Source organism: Nostoc sp. GT001, assembly GCF_030382115.1.
Taxonomy (GTDB): Bacteria; Cyanobacteriota; Cyanobacteriia; order Cyanobacteriales; family Nostocaceae; genus Nostoc.
Genome location: NZ_JAUDRJ010000003.1, coordinates 313,036 through 334,312, shown reverse-complemented (window position 1 = coordinate 334,312; position 21,277 = coordinate 313,036). Strand labels below are relative to the sequence as shown.

Sequence of the window (21,277 nt, the reverse complement as noted above, 5' to 3'; positions counted from 1 at the left end):
TAGCGAATCTTTGACATGAGTGCGCGATTTACTGAAATGAGAAAGCAAACTGGGGTTTGAGAAAGTAAAAGCTTATTGTGCTTGCGGAAAACACTAAAATGAGTAAGTCAAATAAGCTTTTGCTTGCGGAAAACACCAAAATGAGAAAGCAAACTGGAGTTTGAATAAGTAAAAGCTTATTGTGCTTGCGGAAAACACTAAAATGAATAAGCAAACTGGGGTTTGAATAAGTCAAATGACCTTTTGAGAAAGTAATATGCCTTTTTACTTTCTCAAAACACTAAAATCAATACCTGAATTACACAAATGAGAATGAATTCAGGGATATTGAGAAAGCATTCGGACATTTTGCTTGCACAAAACACTAAAATAAATGCGCGAACTACTGAAATAAAAAAGCAAATTAGCCGTGATTGACTAATCGCCAAGTAGATTTGCTGAAATCTTACCTTCGCACGATCATTTTTGTAGTTTTACAAAAACCTTATTTTCTTTAACCTTGACTGGATAAGACTGAAGCGAAACATCAGGCACGGTTAAGCATTTACCTGTCTCCAATTTGTACTGAAATCCGTGGGCAGGACAGGTAATAATACCATTTTCAACTTTACCCTTTTCTAAGGGATATCCTAGATGGGTACAAGCATTACGGTAACATTTAACTGTAACGCCTTGACGATGTAAAATTAGTGAAGTACCAGCAAGTTGTACTGCGATTACGCTAAACTCAGGAACTTCATCAATAGTTGCTACTTTGATCCAAGTACAAGTTATTTTTGAAGAGAATGGACTGATTAAACCAGAATTTGCGTTCTTAACAGCAGGGCTGTTATTGACTGCAACAACTTTACTAATTTCAGGACAATGGTTTTTTATTGCCTGTTCTACTCCCTGAGATAAAGTTAAAGTAGAAGCCGGACAACTGCTGCAAGTGCCGATTAATTTGACTTCTACTGTATCTGGGGGCTTAATTGCTACTAGTTCTACATCTCCATTATGGCTTTTTAAACCTGGGCGAACTTCTTCAAGGGCTGTTTGAATTCGCTGTGCTAATGGTGGTTTTGGTGGTTTTACTAGTTCGTGATAAAGCAGCACTGCGTACACTACTTCATCAGTCACAGCATGACGCAAACCTGACATTGATTCTTGCTTTAGGCTTTTAATTAAATTAGTCAATGCTGCCTTATGCAAAGCTTCAATTGCCCTTTTTAGACCAACTGCTACACACCGTTGGCTTTCATCCCACTCGGATATAATTGCCTCAAAGCGGTTAATTTCCCTAACTAATTCTTCAAGGTTTGTCATTAGTCATTAGTCATTGGACATGGGGCATGGGGCATTGGTTATTCATAAATGACCAATGACAAATTACTTCATTTTGAAATCTTTGAGGAGAAAGGGCATAGTCAAGCCTGTCACTAGACTAGATAATGTTATTGGTAAACAAAAGGGAATGTCGATTTGGGCAAACAACACTAGCAGGAACGAACCTATAGTAGTAGCAATAGCAGTTCGTTGAACAAAATATATTGGATCGCGCAGTAATTTTCCTTTGAAAAATAACTTTGCAGAAAACCACCCAATTTCTAACATATTGACTCCTAATATTTTGTTAGTAAATTTAGGATTATAAATCCTAAGAGAATAGCAGGAATTACACCAGCCGGAGCAAATAATGCCCCAAGCATTGCTGAAAACTGATAGCCGATATCTTTTCCAGCTAACAGCATTCCACCAATAGCACCGCCGATCATAGACAAGACTGTTGCTATGGCTATCCACACTAATCCTGTTGCTATGTTCAAGTCACCATCTGCTAAACTTGTGAGAAAATCTCTCAGAGAAGGGTTTGTTAAAATATCTCTCATGCTGTTTTTTCCTGATCGTTAAGGAAGTGGGGGGATAAAGAAGATGAGGGGGATGAAAAAGACAAGGGACAAACAGAATAGCCAATTCCCAATGCCCTATTCCTTATTCCCTATTTCTGCTTCAATGTCTTGTAGAGCTTGGGCTACTATCTGTGCTTGTCCCATTTGTTGGTTTTGGGTAAATATTTCTAAAGCCTGTTGATAGTAAATACGTGCTTGTGAAAGATTTTTAGGATTGCCAAGTTCTGGCTTTTCTGAGTCGTCAGGTAAGTTGAATAAGGCGTTGGCTTTGTTTGAGATTGTGTTTGCGTACTCTAGAGGTGTATCTTGGAGATTACGGACTTTTAGCGCTTCATCATAAGCTGCGATCGCACGTAAGTTATTCTCCACAGGATGAGAACTCACTAAATATTGCAAAGCGTTGCCTAAGTTGTTTTGCAACATTGCATATTCTCTAGGATGATCGATCAAGTTAATATGCTTTAGCGCTACCTCAAATGACTGCACAGCTAACCCTTGACGCAAGTATTCCCGTTCTGATGCTAGTGGCATAGAAAGGTAAGCGATCGCAATATTGTTATACAAAATCGCGTATTCTTGAGGGTAATCTTCCCAAGTAAACACCCGCAACGCTTCATGATAAGCCTGGATGCTGTCAGTTATCCGCGCCAGATTGAATGGCACAAGCGACTGCAACACCAGCCCAAAATTCATCTGCGTCTCTGCTACTTCTTCTAGTGAAGCTAATTCTTGTAAAATTGGCAGTGCTTCTTCATAACCTGCTTTCGCTTGCATCAACAGTTGGTAATCAGCATCCGGTATTGCCTGTAACGTCCCCGCCATGCCCACTTTGGCCCTGGCTTTCAGTAGGGGATACTCCTCACCACACATTTCATAGGCCCGGTAATATAAACCAACTGCATTCCGCAAGTCTTGGGCAGCTTTGGGCTTTTTTTGAAAACCCTGTGCGATCTCAATCAGCATTTGGATTTTTTCCTCTGCTGAGGCTGACTCCGATGCAACAGCTGCTACCGCAGCTTTCACCGCCGAATCTGTAATGCTGGGGGTCATAACTCTGCCGTACTCTAGCCAATTGGGAATTGAGTCTGTTAACACCCATGAACGATCGAAACACGCGATCGCATTTCATCACGGGCCATACTGATTTACGCAGGCTTCGAGTCCTTTAGGCGGAATTCCCCTTTTTGATTTGAGCTAGGATTAAAGACTAGAAACTAGGGAAAAAACTTAATCCCCTATAGCTAACGTCCTATACCATGCTCAATACAATACTATAAAACACCCTATTTCTAAAATTCTAGGGGGAAATTGCTAATATTAATGTCAGTTTTAAACACCTAATATTTTTTAAATCCTTTTTGTATCATCGTCTTATACAATTTCAATATTTTTTATTGAATTGTTGACATACATATATTTATTGTACTCAAAATAGTCACCACCGATTAGTCGTTGTGTAAAATATCTTCATCAACTGTAAAACAAGCTCTTTTAAAAACAGACAGTATCTTTTATCGAATCTTTCAGAGTATCCCCAGTACTTTTTTTGAACTGATTAATCAACCACCACAACTAGCTAGTGCTTACCAATTTTCTTCAGTAGAAGTCAAACAATTGGCGTTTAGAATCGATGGCGTTTTCCTCCCAAATACGCCAGACTTACCGATTTATTTTGCCGAAGTGCAATTTCAGCCAGATAAAAAATTCTACTCACGTTTATTTACTGAAATTTTTAACTATCTCGATAAAACCGAATTAACTAACAATTGGCGTGGTGTTGTCATCTTCCCCAACCGCAGCGTTGATACTGGAGATACCGAAAGATATACAGAATTACTCAACTCACAACGAGTAACTCGCGTCTATCTCGACGGATTAAGCTCAATTGAGGCATCATCAATCGGTATAGAGACAGTTAAACTCATCATCGAACCCGAATCAACTGCGACAATAAAAGCTGTAGAGATAGTCAACAGTGCCCGACAGCAAATTCCTGATGTCACTACTATTAGGGAAATAATACAATTGATAGAGACGATATTAATCTACAAGTTACCGCGATTGAGCCAGGAGGAGATAGGAAAAATGTTTGGATTAAATGAATTAAAGCAAACTAGATTTTACCAAGATGTTTTTGCAGAAGGGAAACAAGAAGGTAGACAGGAAGGTAGACAAGAAGGTATACAAGAAGGTAAGTTAGAAACGATACCCCAATTATTAGGGTTGGGTTTAAGTATTGAGCAGATAGCTCAAGCGTTAGGTTTGGACGAACAAGTTGTTAGGCAAGCTGCACAACCAAAATCCTAAAATAATAGGGTGCGCGAAGGATTAACAGTGCGTTTAATAGAGACGATATTAATCTACAAGTTGCCGCGATTGAGCCAGGAGGAGATAGGAAAAATGTTTGAATTAAATGACTTGAGGCAAACTAGATTTTTCCAAGATGTTTTTGAAGAAGGTAAACAAGAAGGTAAACAAGAAGTTAAGTTAGAAGTGATACCGCACTTATTAGCGTTTGCTTTCAGTATTGAGCAAATAGCTCAAGCGTTGGGTTTGGACGAACAAGTTGTTAGGCAAGCTGCACAACCAAAATCCTAAAACAACTGATATATAGTTGACGGGGCGCAAAGTTTAGTGCCCCTATTTTTGGCTCATTTATTACATAAAAATCTGATTACTTAAAATACTCATCACCTCACACGCATTAACAGTTGATAGTAATCATTAATCATTACATAGTTTTCTCTGTGAGAAGTTAAGCATGTTGAGTTTATTTAATGTCAACATTTAAAAACAAGAGGCAGTGTTTATTTTTACTATTTTAGATTTGTCATGTGTGTTGTATATAACAGACAGAGCTATTGAAAATAATCTTGAGAGTATTTCATTTATTGTTAATGATTAATTCTTTTTTAATGAAAGTAAATTAGATAAAAAAATATCTTACTATTAAAAAATAAATATTGATAAACAGGTGAGACTTTGCAAGCATTATCACCTACATCATGCATGGGAAACAATACAAAAACACCTAGCCGATGACTAACGTACTATGGCTACAAGGTGGTGCTTGTTCAGGCAACACCATGTCATTTCTCAATGCTGAAGAACCGACAGTCTGCGATTTAATTGCCGACTTTGGTATCAAGGTACTTTGGCATCCCTCCTTGGGATTAGAACTAGGCAACGACTTACAAACACTTCTACGGAATTGTATTTCTGGCACAATTCCCCTAGATATCTTGGTATTTGAAGGCAGTGTTGTTAACGCCCCTAACGGTACTGGCGAATGGAATCGGTTTGCCGATCGCGCCATGAAAGATTGGTTATTAGACCTTGCCAAAGTTGCTAAATTTATCGTCGCTGTGGGAGACTGTGCGACATGGGGAGGAATTCCCGCCATGTCACCCAACCCTAGCGAATCAGAAGGTTTGCAATTTCTCAAACGTCAAGAAGGCGGCTTCTTAGGGAAAGATTTCGTATCGCAAGCTGGATTACCTGTAATTAATATACCTGGATGCCCTGCCCATCCCGACTGGATTACGCAGATATTAGTTGCGATCGCTACTGGACGCATAGCAGACATTGCTTTTGATGAACTAAATCGTCCCCAAACCTTCTTCAACACCTATACCCAAACAGGTTGTACTCGCAACGTCCACTTTGCTTACAAAGCTTCAACTGCCGAATTTGGTCAGCGCAAAGGCTGTCTATTTTATGACTTGGGTTGTCGCGGCCCCATGACTCATTCTTCCTGCAACCGCATCTTATGGAACCGCGTCTCATCTAAAACCCGCGCCGGAATGCCTTGTTTAGGTTGCACAGAACCAGAATTTCCCTTCTTTGACCTCAAACCAGGAACCGTATTCAAAACCCAAACAGTCATGGGAGTTCCCAAAGAATTACCGCCAGGGGTGAACAAAAAAGACTACGCCTTACTCACAATGGTCGCCAAAGACGCAGCACCACCTTGGGCAGAAGAAGACTTTTTTACTGTTTAGTCATTAGTCATTAGTCCTTTGTCATTTGTGAAAAAGCAATGACTAATGACCAATACTTCTCTACGAGAGGCTACGCCAACGGCTTCGCGGTAGTTGAGCGCAGTCGAAACTCAGTACAAGTGACCAATGACAAATGACCAATGACAAAGGACAAATAACAAATGACAATTCAATCATTAGACATTTCGCCCGTTGGTAGAGTTGAAGGCGATTTAGATGTCCGAGTTGATATTGAACATGGAAGAGTAGTCAACGCTTGGACACACGCTGAATTATTTCGCGGATTTGAAGTTATCCTGCGTGGTAAAGACCCACAAGCTGGATTAATTGTCACACCTCGCATTTGCGGAATTTGCGGCGGTTCTCACCTGACATCTGCATCTTGGGCATTGGATACAGCTTGGGAAACAGAAGTTCCCCGCAATGCAATTTTAGCGAGAAATCTTGGTCAAATTGTCGAGACAATTCAAAGCATCCCCCGCTATTTTTATGGTTTGTTTGCCATTGACTTAACCAATAAAAAATACCGCAATAGTCGCCATTATGAGGAAGCTGTTAGACGCTTTGCCGCCTTCACTGGCAAATCTTATGAACTAGGCATAACAATTTCCGCTAAACCTGTAGAAATTTATGCACTATTGGGCGGACAATGGCCTCATTCTAGCTACATGGTTCCTGGTGGTGTGATGTGCGCCCCAACTTTAACAGACATTACCCGTGCTTGGGCGCTTCTCGAATATTTTCGCACCAATTGGTTAGAACCAGTGTGGTTGGGTTGTTCTTTAGAACGCTACGAACAAATCCAAACTTATGACGACTTCAGAGATTGGTTAGATGAAGACCGCAATCATCGGGATTCCGACTTAGGTTTTTATTGGCGGATGGGTTTAGATATTGGTTTAGATAGATATGGCGCTGGTGTTGGTAAATATGTCACTTGGGGATATTTAGCCCATGAAGATAAATACCAAAAGCCGACTATCGAAGGGCGAAATGCGGCGATGATTATGAAAAGTGGAGTGTATGATAGCTTCGCAGACACTCACGTTTTAATGGATCAGTCATTTATCCGCGAGAATACAACTCACTCTTGGTACGATGAAGGGACAGAGGATATTCACCCTAGCGATCGCACCACTAAACCCACTGCAATCAATACCAAAGACTTCGATAACGCTTACTCTTGGTCGAGTGCAGTCCTTCACAAAGACTTCGGACGCTTGGAAACTGGCCCCTTAGCGCGGCAATTAGTAGCTGGTGGTCAACATGGCGAATCTTGGCAACACTACGACCCCTTCATCCTCGATGTCTTCAAACGAATGGGTGGTGCTAGTATTCATGTGCGTCAGCTAGCACGAGTTCACGAAATTGTCAAGTTATATCGGCAAGCTGAACACTGTTTGCGCGAATTCAAGTTAAACGATCCTTGGTATATTAAACCTACAGAAAAAGATGGTCGTGGTTGGGGTGCAACGGAAGCGGCGCGAGGTTCCTTATCTCACTGGGTTGAAGTAGAGGGCGGTAAAATTAAGAATTACCAAGTGATTGCCCCTGGTACTTGGAATATTGGGCCTCGTGACGGTGAAGGAATCCGCGGCCCCATTGAAGAAGCGTTAATTGGGACACCCATTTACGATTCTAGCGATCCGGTGGAAGTTGGTCATGTGGCGCGATCGTTTGATTCATGTTTGGTGTGTACAGTCCACGCCCATGATGCTAAAACAGGTGAAGAGTTAGCGCGTTTTCGGACTGCTTAATTCTCAAAATATCAGATCATCTACCACAACCTACATTGAGTGCTGCTTAATGGCACTGCAAAACTTGAACAGCAGTCAACTTTAGATCGGCAAATACCAGTGAAGCGATCGCACTATCTCCTAAATACACCTTCTCCTCATAAAAACCCTCTACCCATTCCAGAACTGTCACTCGCTGTTGTATCGGATCAACAATCCAATACTCAGCGATACCCCGTGCGGCATACTCAGATCGCTTATAGCGATAATCACGACTACTCTGATTTGGACTTACCACTTCAACCACTAATAACGGCGGTGGCATCTCTGGCATTACCGTAGATCGTTTAGCCCCCTCCATCGCCGTCGCCAACTCCTCAGAAAACACCACTAAATCAGGAACGCGCACCCGTGAGCCAGTAGTCATAATTTCTGTTTTCATCGACAGCCGATAAGCAGGAATACCCAGTTGCACAAAGCAGACAAGGATAAACATGGCAATTCGTCGATTTATCTCACTCTCAGCCGTTATCAGAAGCAATTCTCCATCTTCAAACTCATAGAGAGCATCTGTACCATCGTCATAATTAAAGAACTCCTCAAGAGTCATATTCCCAGATGCAGCTTTATCTAATGTGATTGCCATAATCACCTTACCTTCTGGTAAAAACATCATTAGCTTACTACTATCACAATATCTCTAGGACTTACCCGTTTAATTTAATTATCAGGTGGGTTAGTCATAAGCTCACTTTACAACTTACTGGATTAGCCATATACCTACGCTAAGGTATAGCCAGTCGTAGATATCGCTTCACAGATTATATTTATTACTTAGATTTTGGTTCGATCTCAAATTCAAGTTTGGAACGGTAGAAACACACATCAAACTCTAGGAAAAAGTTTGTCTGTCCAAAAATTAAGGGTACATTCGCTCTTCTCACCCAAGCAAATACCAGTTGAACTGGCGCAAAATCACCGATCTCAACGTTTGCCAAGAATGGCATTGCTGGCAGATTGCTCAGGTTCCCTGCTAATTGAATAATCGCCCTGCTATCATCCCAAACCCCACCTAACTCAATACCAATTTCATAGAGTAGAACATTTACAGTTGCACCACTGTCCACCAGTCCAAGAGCTTCAACCGCTCTATCACCTAGACAAAGACGCAGTGGAATCCGTGGCAAACTGTCAAACTCATTTTGAGAAGTATCAATAGTCGAGTATTTGAATCGCATCTGGTCACATTTGATCTGTCTGTTTCAATGCCTGCATAAGAACTTCACCTGCACCAAACGAATTGTAGGGAGTAGGCAAATCATAGGTTTTAAATGGTTCTAGAGGCGAAATATCTTCGTTAGTATCCAATTCTTGTGCCAAAATGCGGATTAGCTTAAGTTTTTCTGATACAGACAGTTTGCGGACAGCAGGAAGTAGCTCACTGAGTGTCATGTTTCGCGCTCCATTTATCCAACCAGGCTCACTTATAGCTTACTAGATCCGTTATCCAACTGAGCGTAGGCGTAGCCTGTCGTAGACATCGCTCTTGCACCACTATGACAATCAGACTAAACTTAGTTTGCAGGCTTAGTTTAATCTTATGGAAACCGTAAATATTCATCAAGCTAAAACGAATCTCTCAAAGCTGTTGTCACGCGTAGAACTTGGAGAAGAAATCATTATTTCCAACCGAGGTATTCCTGTTGCTAAGTTGGTTCCGTTTCGCTCCTCATCAAATCGACTCAATAGTTTAGGGCAGGATCAAGGGCGTTTCGTAGTACCAGATGATTTCAACGCGCCTTTGCCAGAAGATATTTTGGTAGCATTTGAGGGCGGTGAGGAGTGAAACTTTTGCTAGATACGCAGTGCTGGTTATGGTGGTTTGCCCAACCAGAGCTTTTAAATGAAGCAGCGATCACCCATATTGCCGATGAAACCAATGAATTGTGGCTCTCAGTTGCTAGCATTTGGGAAATGGGGATAAAAGTTGCGATCGGCAAGTTACCACTGTCAGATCCCATAGACAATTATATTTCTAGTCGGATGGGGGTGTTGGCAATGCGCTCTCTAGAAATTACAGCTTCTCATGCTTTACAAGCGGCTGCGTTACCTTTGCACCACCGAGATCCTTTTGACAGAATGTTGATCGCACAGGCTCAGATAGAAGATATGACGCTTGTGAGTGCCGATTCAATGTTCAATCAGTACGACATTTCACTACTTTGGGCAGCCAAATCCTGAGATTTTAACATTTGATTTCTGGTTAAGTGTTAAACCTCATCGCCACTCCAGCATTTCTTCAATCGTCAAACCAATATCACTCGCAATCTGCCGTAGCAACCTTGGTGAGATGTCACGCCCTTTGTGGAATGGGACTGTTGTTCCTCGTCCATCTTCGTGTCGAAACTGTTTGTGTGAGCCTTTCTGACGCACCTCCACAAACCCAAGCTTCTCCAATATTCGTACAACTTCTTAGGGTTTCAGAATAGGAATATTACTCATGGTCTACTGAACCACAATCTGTTGTATACCTACAAACTCTGTCTCGAATACCAGATCCTCGTCCTCTAGAAGCATTTCAATAACTTCACGCAAATTTTCCTGCAATTCATCCAAGGTTTCGCCTTGAGAATGCGCTCCAGGAAAGCCAGGGACATAGCCCACATAGAACTTAGTATCAGAATCTCTTTCAACGATCGCAGTAAAAGTTTTCATATCATAATCATATACAAGGCTCACTTTACAGCTTACTGGATTGGTCATCGAAGTGAGCGATCTATGACAATCAGACTAAACTTAATTACCACCTAGAAGCAATACCGAAAAACAGATTTATCAACGTCTTACCAAAAAATAGCCAATCTAACCAAAATACAATGTGAAGAATTGCTATCACCCAAAATACAACTTGATAAGAAGCTTTGCTGCTTTTGTGACGTAGCTTCTGTTGAGCAACAAATGCACCTAACCAACCACCCATAAATTCGCACAGATGTAAAGTATTTTCTTGCGTTCTCCATCGTCCTTGTTGTGCGCGAGACTTATCATCGGCATATAGTCCAAAAGTAATTAAACTCATGACAGGATAAAGAATTAGCGGAATTGGGTTGCCAGTTGTTAGTGCAAGATGAATTGAACCCAACCCTGGTAGTAAAGATAGAAGTAATGTATTTAATGCTAATGATAAAGATTTATCTACAGTTCTGGATACAGACTTATTTGGTGCGTTAGAAGATAAGGATTTTGATTTAACTTCTTCAATAGAAGCATTACAAGCGCGTACTTTGCCATCTTTACTAACTGTTAATTGATAACAAATGAAATCACCAGCTTGAGGACGACGGTTAACGTCTTTAAATCCTGTAATGTGTAGAAAGACTTCTTGACTACCATCATTAGGTTGTATGAAACCAAACCCGCGATCGTCCTTCCAGATAGTTAGCTGTCCTATGTGTAAAGCAGGTTTCATGAACAAATTATATGTTTATACCTGCTTTACAGTATGCCCTAGTTTACACAAATAGATAACACCAAAAATGCGTAGGCGTAGCCCGTCGGAGACATCGCTCCATCAACTCTTTACCCTGGTAAAAATGTCGCAATAAACTTTTCAACTCCTTTAGGATCTTGCATTAGTTGCTCATTGAGTTGCTTGGCCTGCTCACCTGGGTAAACTTCTTCTATGCCATCAACTACAGCTTGCAGCGCATCCCGAACTACTTCTTCTGGAGGTACTTTTGGATCAGGGAAAGACTTGCCCATACCAATATCGATCGCTCCTGGTAACACTGCTACCACCAGCGTTTTTTGAGCCGCTAATTCTGCCCGAACCGCCTGAGTCAATGACAAAACTGCTGCTTTAGAAGCGCCATAGCTCCCATTAAAAGGAAGATTCACCCGCGCCACCATTGAAACCATATTAGCGATCGCTCCACCTCCATTTTGTTTCAAGATAGGAGCAAAAGCACGGCACATAATCAACGTCCCAAAATAATTAACTTCCATTTCTGCCCTAGCGGAAGACAAATCAGGTGCAGCAATCAATCCCTGGTTCAAGCCCACACCAGCATTGTTAATCAACAAGTTGACATCTTGACATTTTAGTGCAGCTTGACGAACAGATTCTTCATCAGTAATTTCTAACTGAATCGGGATAATTCGCTGCGGATCAGTTGCAACAATTTCAGCTAAAGCATCCACCTTGCGAGCGCCAGCATAAATTTTGGCTACACCTTGCGCTCTCAATCCCTCTACAAAGTACTTCCCTAGACCTCCATTTGCGCCAGTTACCAGGGCAGTTGCACCTAAAACTTCCATGCTTTTCCTTTATACCGTTGAAATAGGAATTACTCTAATCCAAAAATATACTTATACTTACTTTTTGGGAAGTACTTACTTTTTTGTAAGTTCGCATAATATATGTCAGAAAAGCAAACTGAAGGCACATCATTTGTGCAAGCAACACTAAAAATTTTAGGTGGCAAATGGAAGATTTTGATTCTCTGGCACTTGAAGGATGAAGCCAAACGATACAGCGAATTGAAACAATTGATTCCTGAGATTACTGAAAAAATGTTGATTCAACAACTTCGTGAGCTAGAAAATGATGGAATTGTTAACCGAAAAGTGTACTCAGATGTACCTTTAAAAGTGCAATATTCTTTTACAGATTATGGCAGAACTCTTATACCTGTATTAAAAGCTCTTTGCGACTGGGGACAAGAACATCTAAAGCGAGTTATTAGGGAATAGAAATTAGGAAGTGGAGCAGAGATTTTCTAATGCCCTATTCCCAATGTCCTATTCCTAATGCCTGATATTCACAACTCGTAGCGTAACACACTAAAACTTATAGAAATAGTGGGTTAGGCTTGCGTTAATGCATTTGCATAAAACAGCAATTTACACGGTAAGCTTGTGTCTGATTTAGCGCTACATAATTATCTCCCTCGCGTTCCCGATGCAGCATTGCAAGAATACATAGAATGGTGTGTTTTAGAGCAAGCTCAAGCCGCAGAATGTAACTTTACTCCTGATATAAGTAAGTTAGATAATTTGCCACCAGAAGACTATGTTCCTAAACTTGTCGAGCAGTTCATGAAAGTTAAACCAGACCCAATTAAAGCCGGTTTGGTAGCTGCGATCGCTGGTAAGGAAGCTGACAAACACGCTTTATCCGGTTTAGCGATCGCTGCTGATTTTGTATCTCTTTATGTCAAGTACTTAATTCCTAAAGAAGGAAGTACTAAAGAACAGGCTGAAGAGATATTAACTAAAGTGTCACAAGATCAGTATGATAAACTGACTGAAGTTGCCAAGAAACATGGTGTAGCTTTATAGTTTCCTGCTGATAAGTTACTTCTTCAGAGGCTTTGTCTATACTATTAGCCAAAGCCTTTTGTGTAACCCTGCATTTTGCAGATTATGGTAACAACTTAAAGTAATCGCAGTGTCTTGAACGAACAAGCTCAAAGTCACGACAATTTAGTGTCAAAAATTTCATAATTATGTTGCATGAGACAAACATAATTTCTGATTTTATTGCTGTCAATCTCATCCGATGAATAATTGATTGCTGTTCTTTCAAAGCCAACTGAAAATAAATTATTTTGGATAGCGATAAATTTATCTTCATCCATACTATTATGAAGCAGCAATAAAGTATATATTAAGTCAATATAAAATATTGATTAACTGTCTTAACTGTCTTAACTGTCCTTGCATCTTGAATAGCGATCGCTAGATGATACGAACACGGTCTTTAAAAAAGCCAAACTAATCAACCAAATCATTTTTAGTTTAAGATAGAGGTTAACATTATGATGCTAGGTGGACTTCTTCCGCCGATCGGTTTGGAGATCCCGATCAGTGGCTACACGGTAAATACACCGCTGAGAGTGGATGTCTTAGGGATCATTACGCTGGACTTTAAGGGAGGGCTTCTAGTGCGAGTAGAGGCCAACCTCGCAGGTGGTCTTGGTGGCGTTAAGCTAAAGGTGATCGGTCTCGAGTTCTCGGCTGATAGTCCTGTGCTCGGCAAGGTTACCATCAGTCAGGCCGATATCGACGAGACGCCGCTCAGCCTGCTCGAAGTTACCAAGAATATGCCGCCGACTTTTCGGCAGACTATGTTTCTGGATTTAAATGTGACAATCGAGAAGCCACCAGGCGGCGGTCCGCCCCTGGTGCTGTCGAACACTAAGACGGCTACACTGCTCAACGACAACCTTACGATGTTTCCGCCGCAAGGTGCCGTTTACCAATTACAGCAACCAGTAGACCTCGCGCCAGTCGGAGCGCCGAACCAGGTCGTTGCCCAGCTTCTCCAGTTCCCCGTCACGTTGTCGCACAACCCGTAACAAGCCGGACTGGGGGCTGTCATTGTAGAGTGAACTACCTACATCCACCGCGATCGCAGTGGATGTAAGGTTCTGGAATTCCTGATTAGTCATCTATCTCCAAATTTTCATTTATCTCTATTCTAGTAATACAATGCGATCGTCAAACTTAGCCCCCAGTTTGCGATCGATAGACTAAGCGAATAAAATTTATCCCATGCTCACTATTATTGGTTGCGGAAATCTCAATCGCAGTGACGACGCAGTAGGCGTAATCATTGCTCAACGTTTACAAAAATATCTAGCTGAAAACCCTCATCCTCATGTGCGAGTATATGACTGTGGCACCGCAGGGATGGAAGTAATGTTTCAAGCTAGAGGTAGTAAACAATTAGTAATTATTGATGCAAGTTCAACAGGTTCTGAACCGGGTGCTGTGTTTAAAGTTCCAGGAAAAGAACTGGAAGCAATGCCCGAACCTAGTTATAACTTGCACGATTTTCGTTGGGATAATGCTTTAGCCGCCGGACGGAAAATCTTTCAAAATGACTTTCCTGAAGATGTGAAAGTTTATTTAATTGAAGCGGCAAATCTTAGTTTGGGACTGGAATTAAGTCCTGCTATCAAACATTCTGCTGATTTAGTTTTTGAAGAGGTAGCTGCACTCATCAGCCAGAATAATAAGTAAAAATTTCTAACTCTTGTACAGACGCGATTAATCGCGTCTCTCTTATCTATGCCCAATCCCGATAAACAGAAAGTTCATCTACCCTCATCTCAAAAGGTATACCTTGACTTTCTGGCGGACAAACACGGATTTTAGCACTGTTAACAATTCCATATAGCAATGTTCCCATTGGCACAATTTTTTGTAAAACACGCCAATTAATAACTTGATCGGGACATTCAATTACCAATGTCAGAGCATTGGCGTGCGTTGTGACATACCACCGACAATCAGACAGTAGATTTTGAATGGTGCGATCGCAAGCGTCATAAAAGTATCTGCTAATAGAATACTCTAATTGCTGCCGCAGTATAATATCAGCAGATGTCGGTTGCATCGGATGTGAATCATCACCATTTAAGTAATACATCTTTTTAGCCATCTCTCTTTAGCTTCCTGCTTATATTCCAATCACCATTCCATAAAGTACATCTTTATTCGTTTCTAATAATTCTTGGGTTTCGTCATCATAATATGCACCAATTCCACTACACTCAATTCCCAAATAATTACTAGTTAAATAAAGTCTTTGTCCGAGAAAACCAGCTATTTGCATAGCAGTTTGATAATTTAAATAATCTGACACAAAAAATAAAGTTACTGCGCCATCTCTAGCAATAGCCTGATTAATACATAAGTAACCTGTCTTTTCGCTAAAATTACCTGCTTTAACCAGATGTGTACCTCTATATAACCCAGGTGTCATTTTTTTTACTCGATGCACCACTGAGTAAATTTCTATTTCCTCATAGTTTTCTGTCGGTATTGACTGTTGAAGTTGTTGCACTACATATAAATAATCTTCTTGAGAAATAGCCTCTTTCCGGAAACGTCTAATAGAACGTCTATCCCAAACAGTTTGATAAAATTTATCCCGATCGAAATCAAATTGAGGATACTCTAATTTTTGCTGACGACTCTTTTCTAGAGTAGTTGCTTGATAAGCATCTTCAATAAATTGATTGGATTCAAAATAATCAGTACCAGAGACAAAAGGAACTTTCAGCCTTAAGCTTCTGATTTTCTTGTCTTGTATTTCTCCTGACACCGCACAAGCAGTAATAAACTCTTTATTCTCCAATCCCAAATCAGAATTGAGAGCGAGTTTATCAAAGTCAAAAATTAGTTGTATATCTCGGTTGTGGAGAAAAGCTGAAGCTGCGATCGCACCTAAATGGTGTCCGCTATCTAAGAAGCAATATCTTATGCTTCTATTTTGATATTTCCAGCTAGACCTATAATAAACACAACTAATTAAAAAGATGAATCCGTTGATACATTTACCCGGTATAATATAATTCTCCAACCCATCATCAATTAATTCATAGATGAGAGTTAGACAATTATTCTCAACTTCTAGATGGTATATACCATTTACCATTCCCTCAATTCCACGAACCTGTACGTAAACTTCCGTAGGATACAGAGCGCCTGCTGATGGATTCACTCGCAGTTTATAAGGGCCATCTTTATATACTTTTTCTAGTGTTATCGCACTGGTTAATGAGATAAAAGAGTGAACAGGATTATTGAGATTTAATTTCACTCTCCGATAAAACTTGGGATAAACTTTAAATGCAGATGGCTGTGTTGAAGCATCTACATAATTTGGATCGAGTTGTACCGATAAGTAAGAATGCTTGGTAGCGTCATGATAAGCTTTGCCCAATATCTGACTTGATGGCATTTTTAATTATCCTTAAGACTTCTACGTTGCTAGCAAAATCTATCGCTTTATAATCGTCTAAGTTTTTTAAATATAAATTAGGATGATGTTCTAAAAGTAACTTGACGACTTCTGTCTTTCCGGCTGATGCTGCGTACATTAAAACAGTTGCACCGTTATCATTTTGGTTGTTAATGTCAATGTTATGAGCCAAGAGTAAATTAATTAAATCGTAGTGATTACCAAAACAAGCAAACCATAAAGCATTGTTGCGATCGCTATTTCGAGCATTAATATCTACGCCTGTATCAATTAGCTCTTTGACGACTGTATAAACTCCTTCTCTTGTCGCTTTCATTAAAGCTGTATCACCATTTTCACCTGGCTGATTCAAATCGCCAGGATTATAGCCTTTTGCTATTAGCCATTGGGTTGTTACGCCACTCAATTTTTGACTGTTGGTTAGATTCATAACTACTCCTAAGTTAACTTTTTTACTAATATAAATTTGCTTGGCAAATAGAATGGTGAGCAATGCTCACCATTTTTGCAAAAATGTTATTTAACTCCTTTTAACTTACATATATGCTATCAATTTTATAAGTTTAAATTATGAATCATTTATAAAGAACAGCAAACATTCATCTTAAAAAAGCTTGAAAAATAATGGAAAAGCAGTAATTTTTACAGTTTTCTTACATAAGATAGATTAATAGCAGATATAGGTGGATTTAGATCCCCAACTTCTTGAAGAAGTCGGGGATCTGCACTTGGACAGTAAGTGTGTATATTTTCAAATTGACTGACAATGATAAGAATATAAAATATTATCTACATCTTCGATGGTAAGACTTTGGTTATCAGCTAAAGCTTTCAATCTATGGGTAATATCTTTAAGCTGGGATAAATTAAAGGAAAGTCCTAATTCATTAGCTCGGTGATTAACCGCCTGTTTTCCAGCCAATTTATGATTAATTAAAATTGAGCGCGTTACACCAAAACTCCGGGGATTAATAGCTTCATAAGTCTCCGAGTTATTGAGCATAGCTTTAGTATGAATACCAGCTTTATGACTAAAAGCACTTTCCCCAAAAACACAATGGTTAAAAGGAATAGAAATCCCAACTTTTCTCGCAACTAATTCATGCAAGTAACCAAGTTCATCCAAGCGATATTTAGACTTAATCTGCTCTGGATTTGTAGCATATAACCTCGCAATAAATCCAGCTAGTGAGGTAATACCATTTCGCTCACCAATACCCAGAACACAAGTATCAATATGAGTTGCACCCGCTTCCAGTGCTGTATAACTGTTAGCATTTGCACATTCTGTATCATTATGACCATGAAACTCAATATCTAAATTAGTGAATTGGCGCAAAGTCTTCACTAATTCAAATACTTGCATTGGGGTAATAATTCCTACTGTATCGGCAATTCCTATGCGTTTGACAACTCCTAACTTTTCAATCTCAGAATAAATTGTAATTAAATCTTCTATGGAAGTGCGTGACGAATCCTCAGCCGAAAACCGTAACTCAATATCGGGGGCTTGTTGATGAATAAAAGTTAAAACTTCAGATGCTAAATCAATAATTTGATTAATATTTTTACCATGACTAAACTGACGCATCAAAGAAGAACTACCAATAGTTAAATTAATCCCAGCGACGCCTGTTGCTAAAGCGACTTTAGCATCTTCTAAATGACAGCGAATGTGAGTTAATATTTTGGATGGCAAGCCTAACCTAGCTAATCGTTCACAGTCTCGTCTAGACTGAGGTGAAGCAATTGGTGACGTTAACTCTATATATTCTACTCCAAATGCAGCAAGGGCCTCAGCAATTTCGACTTTATCATCTGAAGAGAAATTGGCTTTGACGAATTGTTCACCTTCACGGAGAGTACTTTCTACAATTGCAAATTCAGATAGCGACATTGAGTAATCCCTATACTAATTCTTACTAAGGATATTCACTTGTTAGTTTTTATATTAACAGATTTGCATAATTGAGAAATAATTGCTTTGGCTGATTCTTGGGGACTGGTTATAGTATCAATTATAAGAGAGCGATCGCTTGTATCCATCGCTTCTAAAATCTGTTTTGTCGGAACCGAATCATAGTTCTGACTCTCTTCCACAAATATTTTTAGTTTTTCTCGCAATTCTACACCTGTAACAACTTGTTTGCTTACAAGTTCTAAGATTTGTTGTTCTTCTTTAGGAGTAAAATAAGCAGAAGCCTCTGGTACGCCTAAACTAGCAAAATTGCTCAGTACTTCTGGGATAATTTGCATACGATCGTCTAATTCTTGATTAGCAATTCGATCAAAAGAATCATGACGTTTTAGAAGCCTTTCTAAACGCACCGTATTTGGTGCGGTCAACATTACAAATTTAGCATTTTTTAAAGCTGTAGCTGCATAGCGAACCTCATTTTCACCACGCAAACTATCGAAAACTAACATAGAGTTTACTTCTTGTGGATTGATGTGTAGAGAAGCTAAAATGTGACCCATTCCACCAGGAAAGTATTCTCGATAAAGGCGAGTATAAGTTAAACGTTTAATCCGGCAATGAGGCTGCATGAGTTTCTCTTGCATTTTTAACATTGGCGCAATTATCACGCGTTCGGTTAAAACACGACGATTAGGTAAAAGTGTAAAATCCAAGCCTTCTTCAGCCAAAGCTTTTGTGATTGTGCTTTTCCCCACACCAGTCATACCTACTATAATAAGTAAGGGAAAACTTGTTATTGGCAACCAATCTTTAGGAACAGGAAATCCTACACCTCCAACTGGACTTAAATGTTCAAAAAATAGATTTGGTCTTGTTGTATTAACTTGATGCTGCACAATATAAACCTCTTTTTAGTTTAGTCATTATAAGTACATAAATATTTTCTATCTTCGGTACTTATACATAATTAACTAGCTGTGTTAAATGAATGATCATATCCATCAATAGTTAGTTTTTTTAAATTTTTTATCTTACTTTTTGCAGCAAGTGACTACCACGCCTATTTTTGTAATTCTTGTCAAGCAGAGATACTACTGTTAAGTAAATGAGGATTATTTCAAAATTATTAAGATATCTTAAAAAAAGCTAGTTTTAAAATCAAAACTTGCTAACTTAACTAAGGTATAAATAGTTCAAGATAGTGAATTAAAAACATGGAAATTAGCGCTCGTAATTCTCTTAAGGGTACTGTCAAAAAAGTTGTACATGGTTCAGTTAATACTGAGATAACTTTAGAACTAGCGCCAGGAGTAGAGCTAGTGTCAATCATCACAAAATCATCAGCAGAAAAGCTAGGACTTGGAGAAGGTAAACAGGCTTATGCCGTGATTAAAGCATCAGATGTGATAGTTGCTGTTGATTAAAAAATAGAGTGGCTTCCTTTGCAAGCTACTCTATTTTTCATATCAAATTGCATTTATATAATTTAGTGACAAAAAGAGTGCAATAACTTAGTTTGGTGTAATTACAGCAATCATATTAGATTTTTAAGAATTGAAAATCATAGTTCCCCGACTTATTTAAAAAGTCGGGTATTTTATTTCTCATAAATAATTAAGGATATACATAAATGCTAATTAGTGGAATTATCACTAACGCGAACATAAATCGCTCGGACACTTTCTAAATCTAGTACAAAATCTCTGTTATCAATCTTGAGGATAAAAGAGGGAAAATCTTGCTTTAAACTAATATGATTTCCTGTTACTATTCCCATGAATGTAAGTTTTTTCAAGATTGTTTTATCCTGAGTTTTACAGAAAATTACGATTCCTCGCTCTCCTATTCTCAATAACTCTAATGAACAGCCAGTAACACTAAAGCTGGTAAACATTTTAATTATAAATTAGGAATTGTGAAAGGAAGAAGGAAGTATATTTTCATCCTTCGTCCTTCATGTTTTATTTGGTCGCTAAAGGCAGCAACCAAAGTAGTAACTTAGACCAGATATGCTTCTTGATGTGTCTTAATTGTGCAATTAGAACGAGGATAGGTTACACAAAGTAGAGCGTATCCTTTAGAAACCTGATCGTCATCTAAAAAGTTTTGATCGTCTTGATTAACTTCACCTTCGACAACTTTACCAACACAGCTAGAGCAGGAACCTGCATGACATGAAAAGGGCAACTCAATACCATTTTCTTCTGCTGCTTCCAAGATTGTCGTTTCTTCGTCAACTTCAATTGTGGTGTCGATGTCTTCTTTTTTGTTGATTAATCTAACTTGGTAGGAAGCCATTTTCCGATTCTCCTCAAACGTTATACAGTTGGTGTAATTTCTGAAGTTTTTGAGCAACCTATCCTACTTTTTGCTTCCCTTCTTCTTACAGAGATGCTAAGTTCAGTTAGCTTCTTTATAGGGGTAAAAGATGCAAAGCGAACTAGAAGCTATTTCAAGGGCATTGAAACTCTGCGGAGTGTGTCTATGGGAAATCTCTACAATTGACTTAGCACTAACGAAATGATGTTAGCTTTAGCTGCAAGGTACACCAGTAGGCGTACCATCGTCTGTTTTAAAGGACTTGCCACAACCGCAGGTATCAGTTGCATTGGGGTTGATGAATTTAAAACCGCTTTCCATCACTCCCTCAACGAAGTCAACGATAACTCCGTCTAATAAGGGCGCACTTTTGGCATCAACGTAAACTAGCACTTTGCCTTGCTGGCTTACTAGATCATCTGGTTGGGGCTTGCTGGTGATATCGATCGCATATTCATAGCCACTGCAACCACCATCTCTTACCGAGATGCGGACACCTTTAGTTGCGCCATTAGCGTCGGGTGCTGAACCTTTGAGGAATGCTCGCAGATGAAATTCTGCTTTTTCTGATAAAATGACGGCCATTAAGTCTCCTGATTTGTAGCGATTAGTTGTTTTGATTTCAGGTGGGGATTGTCATT

30 protein-coding genes are annotated in these 21,277 nt (G+C 39.5%); 11 read left to right on the top strand and 19 right to left on the bottom strand.

Annotated features, from left to right (window positions below):
• Positions 1–459: 459 nt before the first annotated feature.
• The 4 genes from QUD05_RS04175 to QUD05_RS04160 form a co-directional block, all read right to left on the bottom strand.
• Positions 460–1,305 (bottom strand): NifU family protein, encoded by an 846-nt coding sequence (locus tag QUD05_RS04175; protein ID WP_289794989.1) that lies wholly within the window; start codon positions 1,303–1,305, stop codon positions 460–462.
• A gap of 63 nt (positions 1,306–1,368) precedes the next feature.
• Positions 1,369–1,593, bottom strand: a complete 225-nt coding sequence (locus QUD05_RS04170; RefSeq protein ID WP_289794988.1) for a hypothetical protein — start codon at positions 1,591–1,593, stop codon at positions 1,369–1,371.
• 8 nt (positions 1,594–1,601) lie between these two features.
• Positions 1,602–1,868: an asr0689 family protein gene (locus QUD05_RS04165; protein ID WP_289794987.1), complete on the bottom strand. Its 267-nt coding sequence runs from the start codon at positions 1,866–1,868 to the stop codon at positions 1,602–1,604.
• Positions 1,869–1,964: 96 nt separating this feature from the next.
• On the bottom strand, positions 1,965–2,939 hold the full coding sequence (locus tag QUD05_RS04160; protein ID WP_289799879.1) for a tetratricopeptide repeat protein: 975 nt from the start codon (positions 2,937–2,939) through the stop codon (positions 1,965–1,967).
• A 402-nt stretch (positions 2,940–3,341) separates the two neighbouring features.
• Between QUD05_RS04160 and QUD05_RS04155 the strand changes: the two genes are divergently transcribed.
• From QUD05_RS04155 to QUD05_RS04140, 4 genes are all read left to right on the top strand, one after another.
• Entirely contained in the window at positions 3,342–4,196 is an 855-nt protein-coding gene (locus tag QUD05_RS04155; protein ID WP_289794986.1) for an Rpn family recombination-promoting nuclease/putative transposase, read from the top strand.
• 93 nt (positions 4,197–4,289) lie between these two features.
• The gene (locus QUD05_RS04150) at positions 4,290–4,487 is read left to right on the top strand and encodes a hypothetical protein (RefSeq protein ID WP_289794985.1); all 198 of its coding nucleotides are present in this window, start codon (positions 4,290–4,292) and stop codon (positions 4,485–4,487) included.
• A gap of 440 nt (positions 4,488–4,927) precedes the next feature.
• Positions 4,928–5,890 (top strand): hydrogenase small subunit, encoded by a 963-nt coding sequence (locus QUD05_RS04145; RefSeq protein ID WP_289794984.1) that lies wholly within the window; start codon positions 4,928–4,930, stop codon positions 5,888–5,890.
• 161 nt (positions 5,891–6,051) lie between these two features.
• The gene (locus QUD05_RS04140; protein WP_289794983.1) at positions 6,052–7,647 is read left to right on the top strand and encodes a nickel-dependent hydrogenase large subunit; all 1,596 of its coding nucleotides are present in this window, start codon (positions 6,052–6,054) and stop codon (positions 7,645–7,647) included.
• Positions 7,648–7,693: 46 nt separating this feature from the next.
• Here QUD05_RS04140 and QUD05_RS04135 read toward each other — a convergent pair whose 3' ends face one another.
• The 3 genes from QUD05_RS04135 to QUD05_RS04125 form a co-directional block, all read right to left on the bottom strand.
• The gene (locus QUD05_RS04135; RefSeq protein ID WP_409878073.1) at positions 7,694–8,302 is read right to left on the bottom strand and encodes a Uma2 family endonuclease; all 609 of its coding nucleotides are present in this window, start codon (positions 8,300–8,302) and stop codon (positions 7,694–7,696) included.
• Positions 8,303–8,456: 154 nt separating this feature from the next.
• Positions 8,457–8,864 carry a hypothetical protein gene (locus QUD05_RS04130; protein ID WP_289794982.1) on the bottom strand — a complete coding sequence of 136 codons (408 nt, stop codon included), beginning with the start codon at positions 8,862–8,864 and terminating at the stop codon, positions 8,457–8,459.
• A 4-nt stretch (positions 8,865–8,868) separates the two neighbouring features.
• Entirely contained in the window at positions 8,869–9,078 is a 210-nt protein-coding gene (locus tag QUD05_RS04125; RefSeq protein ID WP_289794981.1) for a hypothetical protein, read from the bottom strand.
• 148 nt (positions 9,079–9,226) lie between these two features.
• On the opposite strand from QUD05_RS04125, the gene QUD05_RS04120 reads away from it, so the two are divergent.
• Positions 9,227–9,472, top strand: a complete 246-nt coding sequence (locus QUD05_RS04120) for a type II toxin-antitoxin system Phd/YefM family antitoxin (protein WP_289794980.1) — start codon at positions 9,227–9,229, stop codon at positions 9,470–9,472.
• Positions 9,469–9,867: a type II toxin-antitoxin system VapC family toxin gene (locus QUD05_RS04115; protein ID WP_289794979.1), complete on the top strand. Its 399-nt coding sequence runs from the start codon at positions 9,469–9,471 to the stop codon at positions 9,865–9,867. The genes QUD05_RS04120 and QUD05_RS04115 overlap by 4 nt, the downstream gene beginning before the upstream one ends.
• 36 nt (positions 9,868–9,903) lie before the next feature.
• Here QUD05_RS04115 and QUD05_RS04110 read toward each other — a convergent pair whose 3' ends face one another.
• From QUD05_RS04110 to QUD05_RS04095, 4 genes are all read right to left on the bottom strand, one after another.
• Positions 9,904–10,086 (bottom strand): type II toxin-antitoxin system HicA family toxin, encoded by a 183-nt coding sequence (locus tag QUD05_RS04110; protein WP_289799877.1) that lies wholly within the window; start codon positions 10,084–10,086, stop codon positions 9,904–9,906.
• A 45-nt stretch (positions 10,087–10,131) separates the two neighbouring features.
• Positions 10,132–10,341 carry a type II toxin-antitoxin system HicB family antitoxin gene (locus QUD05_RS04105; RefSeq protein WP_289794978.1) on the bottom strand — a complete coding sequence of 70 codons (210 nt, stop codon included), beginning with the start codon at positions 10,339–10,341 and terminating at the stop codon, positions 10,132–10,134.
• 85 nt (positions 10,342–10,426) lie between these two features.
• Entirely contained in the window at positions 10,427–11,095 is a 669-nt protein-coding gene (locus QUD05_RS04100) for a DUF1294 domain-containing protein (protein ID WP_289794977.1), read from the bottom strand.
• Positions 11,096–11,205: 110 nt separating this feature from the next.
• Positions 11,206–11,943 carry an SDR family oxidoreductase gene (locus QUD05_RS04095; RefSeq protein WP_289794976.1) on the bottom strand — a complete coding sequence of 246 codons (738 nt, stop codon included), beginning with the start codon at positions 11,941–11,943 and terminating at the stop codon, positions 11,206–11,208.
• 102 nt (positions 11,944–12,045) lie between these two features.
• Between QUD05_RS04095 and QUD05_RS04090 the strand changes: the two genes are divergently transcribed.
• The 4 genes from QUD05_RS04090 to QUD05_RS04075 all read left to right on the top strand — a co-directional run bounded on the left by QUD05_RS04090 (position 12,046) and on the right by QUD05_RS04075 (position 14,652).
• Positions 12,046–12,378, top strand: a complete 333-nt coding sequence (locus tag QUD05_RS04090; RefSeq protein WP_289794975.1) for a winged helix-turn-helix transcriptional regulator — start codon at positions 12,046–12,048, stop codon at positions 12,376–12,378.
• A 165-nt stretch (positions 12,379–12,543) separates the two neighbouring features.
• Positions 12,544–12,966, top strand: a complete 423-nt coding sequence (locus QUD05_RS04085; protein ID WP_289794974.1) for a hypothetical protein — start codon at positions 12,544–12,546, stop codon at positions 12,964–12,966.
• Between the two features lie 479 nt (positions 12,967–13,445).
• Positions 13,446–13,985, top strand: coding sequence for a hypothetical protein (locus tag QUD05_RS04080; RefSeq protein ID WP_289794973.1), 540 nt, complete (start codon positions 13,446–13,448; stop codon positions 13,983–13,985).
• Positions 13,986–14,181: 196 nt separating this feature from the next.
• Complete coding sequence (locus QUD05_RS04075) at positions 14,182–14,652, top strand: hydrogenase maturation protease (RefSeq protein WP_289794972.1); 471 nt, start codon at positions 14,182–14,184, stop codon at positions 14,650–14,652.
• Between the two features lie 46 nt (positions 14,653–14,698).
• Here the strand turns inward: QUD05_RS04075 and QUD05_RS04070 are convergent, their stop codons facing one another.
• The 5 genes from QUD05_RS04070 to QUD05_RS04050 form a co-directional block, all read right to left on the bottom strand.
• Entirely contained in the window at positions 14,699–15,073 is a 375-nt protein-coding gene (locus QUD05_RS04070) for a hypothetical protein (protein ID WP_289794971.1), read from the bottom strand.
• 18 nt (positions 15,074–15,091) lie between these two features.
• On the bottom strand, positions 15,092–16,378 hold the full coding sequence (locus QUD05_RS04065; protein WP_289794970.1) for a nitroreductase family protein: 1,287 nt from the start codon (positions 16,376–16,378) through the stop codon (positions 15,092–15,094).
• On the bottom strand, positions 16,341–16,829 hold the full coding sequence (locus QUD05_RS04060; protein WP_289794969.1) for an ankyrin repeat domain-containing protein: 489 nt from the start codon (positions 16,827–16,829) through the stop codon (positions 16,341–16,343). Before QUD05_RS04060 ends, QUD05_RS04065 begins: the two co-directional genes overlap by 38 nt.
• Before the next feature lie 321 nt (positions 16,830–17,150).
• Positions 17,151–18,296: a homocitrate synthase gene (gene lysS, locus QUD05_RS04055; protein WP_289794968.1), complete on the bottom strand. Its 1,146-nt coding sequence runs from the start codon at positions 18,294–18,296 to the stop codon at positions 17,151–17,153.
• A gap of 35 nt (positions 18,297–18,331) precedes the next feature.
• Positions 18,332–19,213, bottom strand: coding sequence for an ATP-binding protein (locus QUD05_RS04050; protein ID WP_289794967.1), 882 nt, complete (start codon positions 19,211–19,213; stop codon positions 18,332–18,334).
• 318 nt (positions 19,214–19,531) lie between these two features.
• On the opposite strand from QUD05_RS04050, the gene QUD05_RS04045 reads away from it, so the two are divergent.
• A complete protein-coding gene (locus QUD05_RS04045) occupies positions 19,532–19,741 on the top strand; it encodes a TOBE domain-containing protein (RefSeq protein WP_289794966.1) in 210 nt (69 codons plus the stop codon).
• Between the two features lie 209 nt (positions 19,742–19,950).
• On the opposite strand, the gene QUD05_RS04040 is transcribed toward QUD05_RS04045, so the two are convergent.
• The 3 genes from QUD05_RS04040 to QUD05_RS04030 all read right to left on the bottom strand — a co-directional run bounded on the left by QUD05_RS04040 (position 19,951) and on the right by QUD05_RS04030 (position 21,221).
• A complete protein-coding gene (locus tag QUD05_RS04040) occupies positions 19,951–20,211 on the bottom strand; it encodes a FeoA family protein (RefSeq protein WP_289794965.1) in 261 nt (86 codons plus the stop codon).
• 104 nt (positions 20,212–20,315) lie between these two features.
• Complete coding sequence (locus QUD05_RS04035; RefSeq protein ID WP_069069799.1) at positions 20,316–20,615, bottom strand: 2Fe-2S iron-sulfur cluster-binding protein; 300 nt, start codon at positions 20,613–20,615, stop codon at positions 20,316–20,318.
• A 234-nt stretch (positions 20,616–20,849) separates the two neighbouring features.
• The gene (locus tag QUD05_RS04030) at positions 20,850–21,221 is read right to left on the bottom strand and encodes a HesB/IscA family protein (protein WP_069069800.1); all 372 of its coding nucleotides are present in this window, start codon (positions 21,219–21,221) and stop codon (positions 20,850–20,852) included.
• Positions 21,222–21,277: the final 56 nt, after the last annotated feature.

What these genes read in the sequence shown, in the direction of transcription:
- QUD05_RS04175 (WP_289794989.1), bottom strand. Translation starts at nt 1,305, where the DNA reads ATGACAAACCTTGAAGAATTAGTTAGGGAAATTAACCGCTTTGAGGCA.
- QUD05_RS04170 (WP_289794988.1), bottom strand. Translation starts at nt 1,593, where the DNA reads ATGTTAGAAATTGGGTGGTTTTCTGCAAAGTTATTTTTCAAAGGAAAA.
- QUD05_RS04165 (WP_289794987.1), bottom strand. Translation starts at nt 1,868, where the DNA reads ATGAGAGATATTTTAACAAACCCTTCTCTGAGAGATTTTCTCACAAGT.
- QUD05_RS04160 (WP_289799879.1), bottom strand. Translation starts at nt 2,939, where the DNA reads ATGACCCCCAGCATTACAGATTCGGCGGTGAAAGCTGCGGTAGCAGCT.
- QUD05_RS04150 (WP_289794985.1), top strand. Translation starts at nt 4,290, where the DNA reads ATGTTTGAATTAAATGACTTGAGGCAAACTAGATTTTTCCAAGATGTT.
- QUD05_RS04145 (WP_289794984.1), top strand. Translation starts at nt 4,928, where the DNA reads ATGACTAACGTACTATGGCTACAAGGTGGTGCTTGTTCAGGCAACACC.
- QUD05_RS04140 (WP_289794983.1), top strand. Translation starts at nt 6,052, where the DNA reads ATGACAATTCAATCATTAGACATTTCGCCCGTTGGTAGAGTTGAAGGC.
- QUD05_RS04135 (WP_409878073.1), bottom strand. Translation starts at nt 8,302, where the DNA reads ATGATGTTTTTACCAGAAGGTAAGGTGATTATGGCAATCACATTAGAT.
- QUD05_RS04130 (WP_289794982.1), bottom strand. Translation starts at nt 8,864, where the DNA reads ATGCGATTCAAATACTCGACTATTGATACTTCTCAAAATGAGTTTGAC.
- QUD05_RS04125 (WP_289794981.1), bottom strand. Translation starts at nt 9,078, where the DNA reads ATGACACTCAGTGAGCTACTTCCTGCTGTCCGCAAACTGTCTGTATCA.
- QUD05_RS04120 (WP_289794980.1), top strand. Translation starts at nt 9,227, where the DNA reads ATGGAAACCGTAAATATTCATCAAGCTAAAACGAATCTCTCAAAGCTG.
- QUD05_RS04105 (WP_289794978.1), bottom strand. Translation starts at nt 10,341, where the DNA reads ATGAAAACTTTTACTGCGATCGTTGAAAGAGATTCTGATACTAAGTTC.
- QUD05_RS04100 (WP_289794977.1), bottom strand. Translation starts at nt 11,095, where the DNA reads ATGAAACCTGCTTTACACATAGGACAGCTAACTATCTGGAAGGACGAT.
- QUD05_RS04095 (WP_289794976.1), bottom strand. Translation starts at nt 11,943, where the DNA reads ATGGAAGTTTTAGGTGCAACTGCCCTGGTAACTGGCGCAAATGGAGGT.
- QUD05_RS04090 (WP_289794975.1), top strand. Translation starts at nt 12,046, where the DNA reads ATGTCAGAAAAGCAAACTGAAGGCACATCATTTGTGCAAGCAACACTA.
- QUD05_RS04080 (WP_289794973.1), top strand. Translation starts at nt 13,446, where the DNA reads ATGATGCTAGGTGGACTTCTTCCGCCGATCGGTTTGGAGATCCCGATC.
- QUD05_RS04075 (WP_289794972.1), top strand. Translation starts at nt 14,182, where the DNA reads ATGCTCACTATTATTGGTTGCGGAAATCTCAATCGCAGTGACGACGCA.
- QUD05_RS04070 (WP_289794971.1), bottom strand. Translation starts at nt 15,073, where the DNA reads ATGGCTAAAAAGATGTATTACTTAAATGGTGATGATTCACATCCGATG.
- QUD05_RS04065 (WP_289794970.1), bottom strand. Translation starts at nt 16,378, where the DNA reads ATGCCATCAAGTCAGATATTGGGCAAAGCTTATCATGACGCTACCAAG.
- QUD05_RS04060 (WP_289794969.1), bottom strand. Translation starts at nt 16,829, where the DNA reads ATGAATCTAACCAACAGTCAAAAATTGAGTGGCGTAACAACCCAATGG.
- lysS (WP_289794968.1), bottom strand. Translation starts at nt 18,296, where the DNA reads ATGTCGCTATCTGAATTTGCAATTGTAGAAAGTACTCTCCGTGAAGGT.
- QUD05_RS04045 (WP_289794966.1), top strand. Translation starts at nt 19,532, where the DNA reads ATGGAAATTAGCGCTCGTAATTCTCTTAAGGGTACTGTCAAAAAAGTT.
- QUD05_RS04040 (WP_289794965.1), bottom strand. Translation starts at nt 20,211, where the DNA reads ATGTTTACCAGCTTTAGTGTTACTGGCTGTTCATTAGAGTTATTGAGA.
- QUD05_RS04035 (WP_069069799.1), bottom strand. Translation starts at nt 20,615, where the DNA reads ATGGCTTCCTACCAAGTTAGATTAATCAACAAAAAAGAAGACATCGAC.
- QUD05_RS04030 (WP_069069800.1), bottom strand. Translation starts at nt 21,221, where the DNA reads ATGGCCGTCATTTTATCAGAAAAAGCAGAATTTCATCTGCGAGCATTC.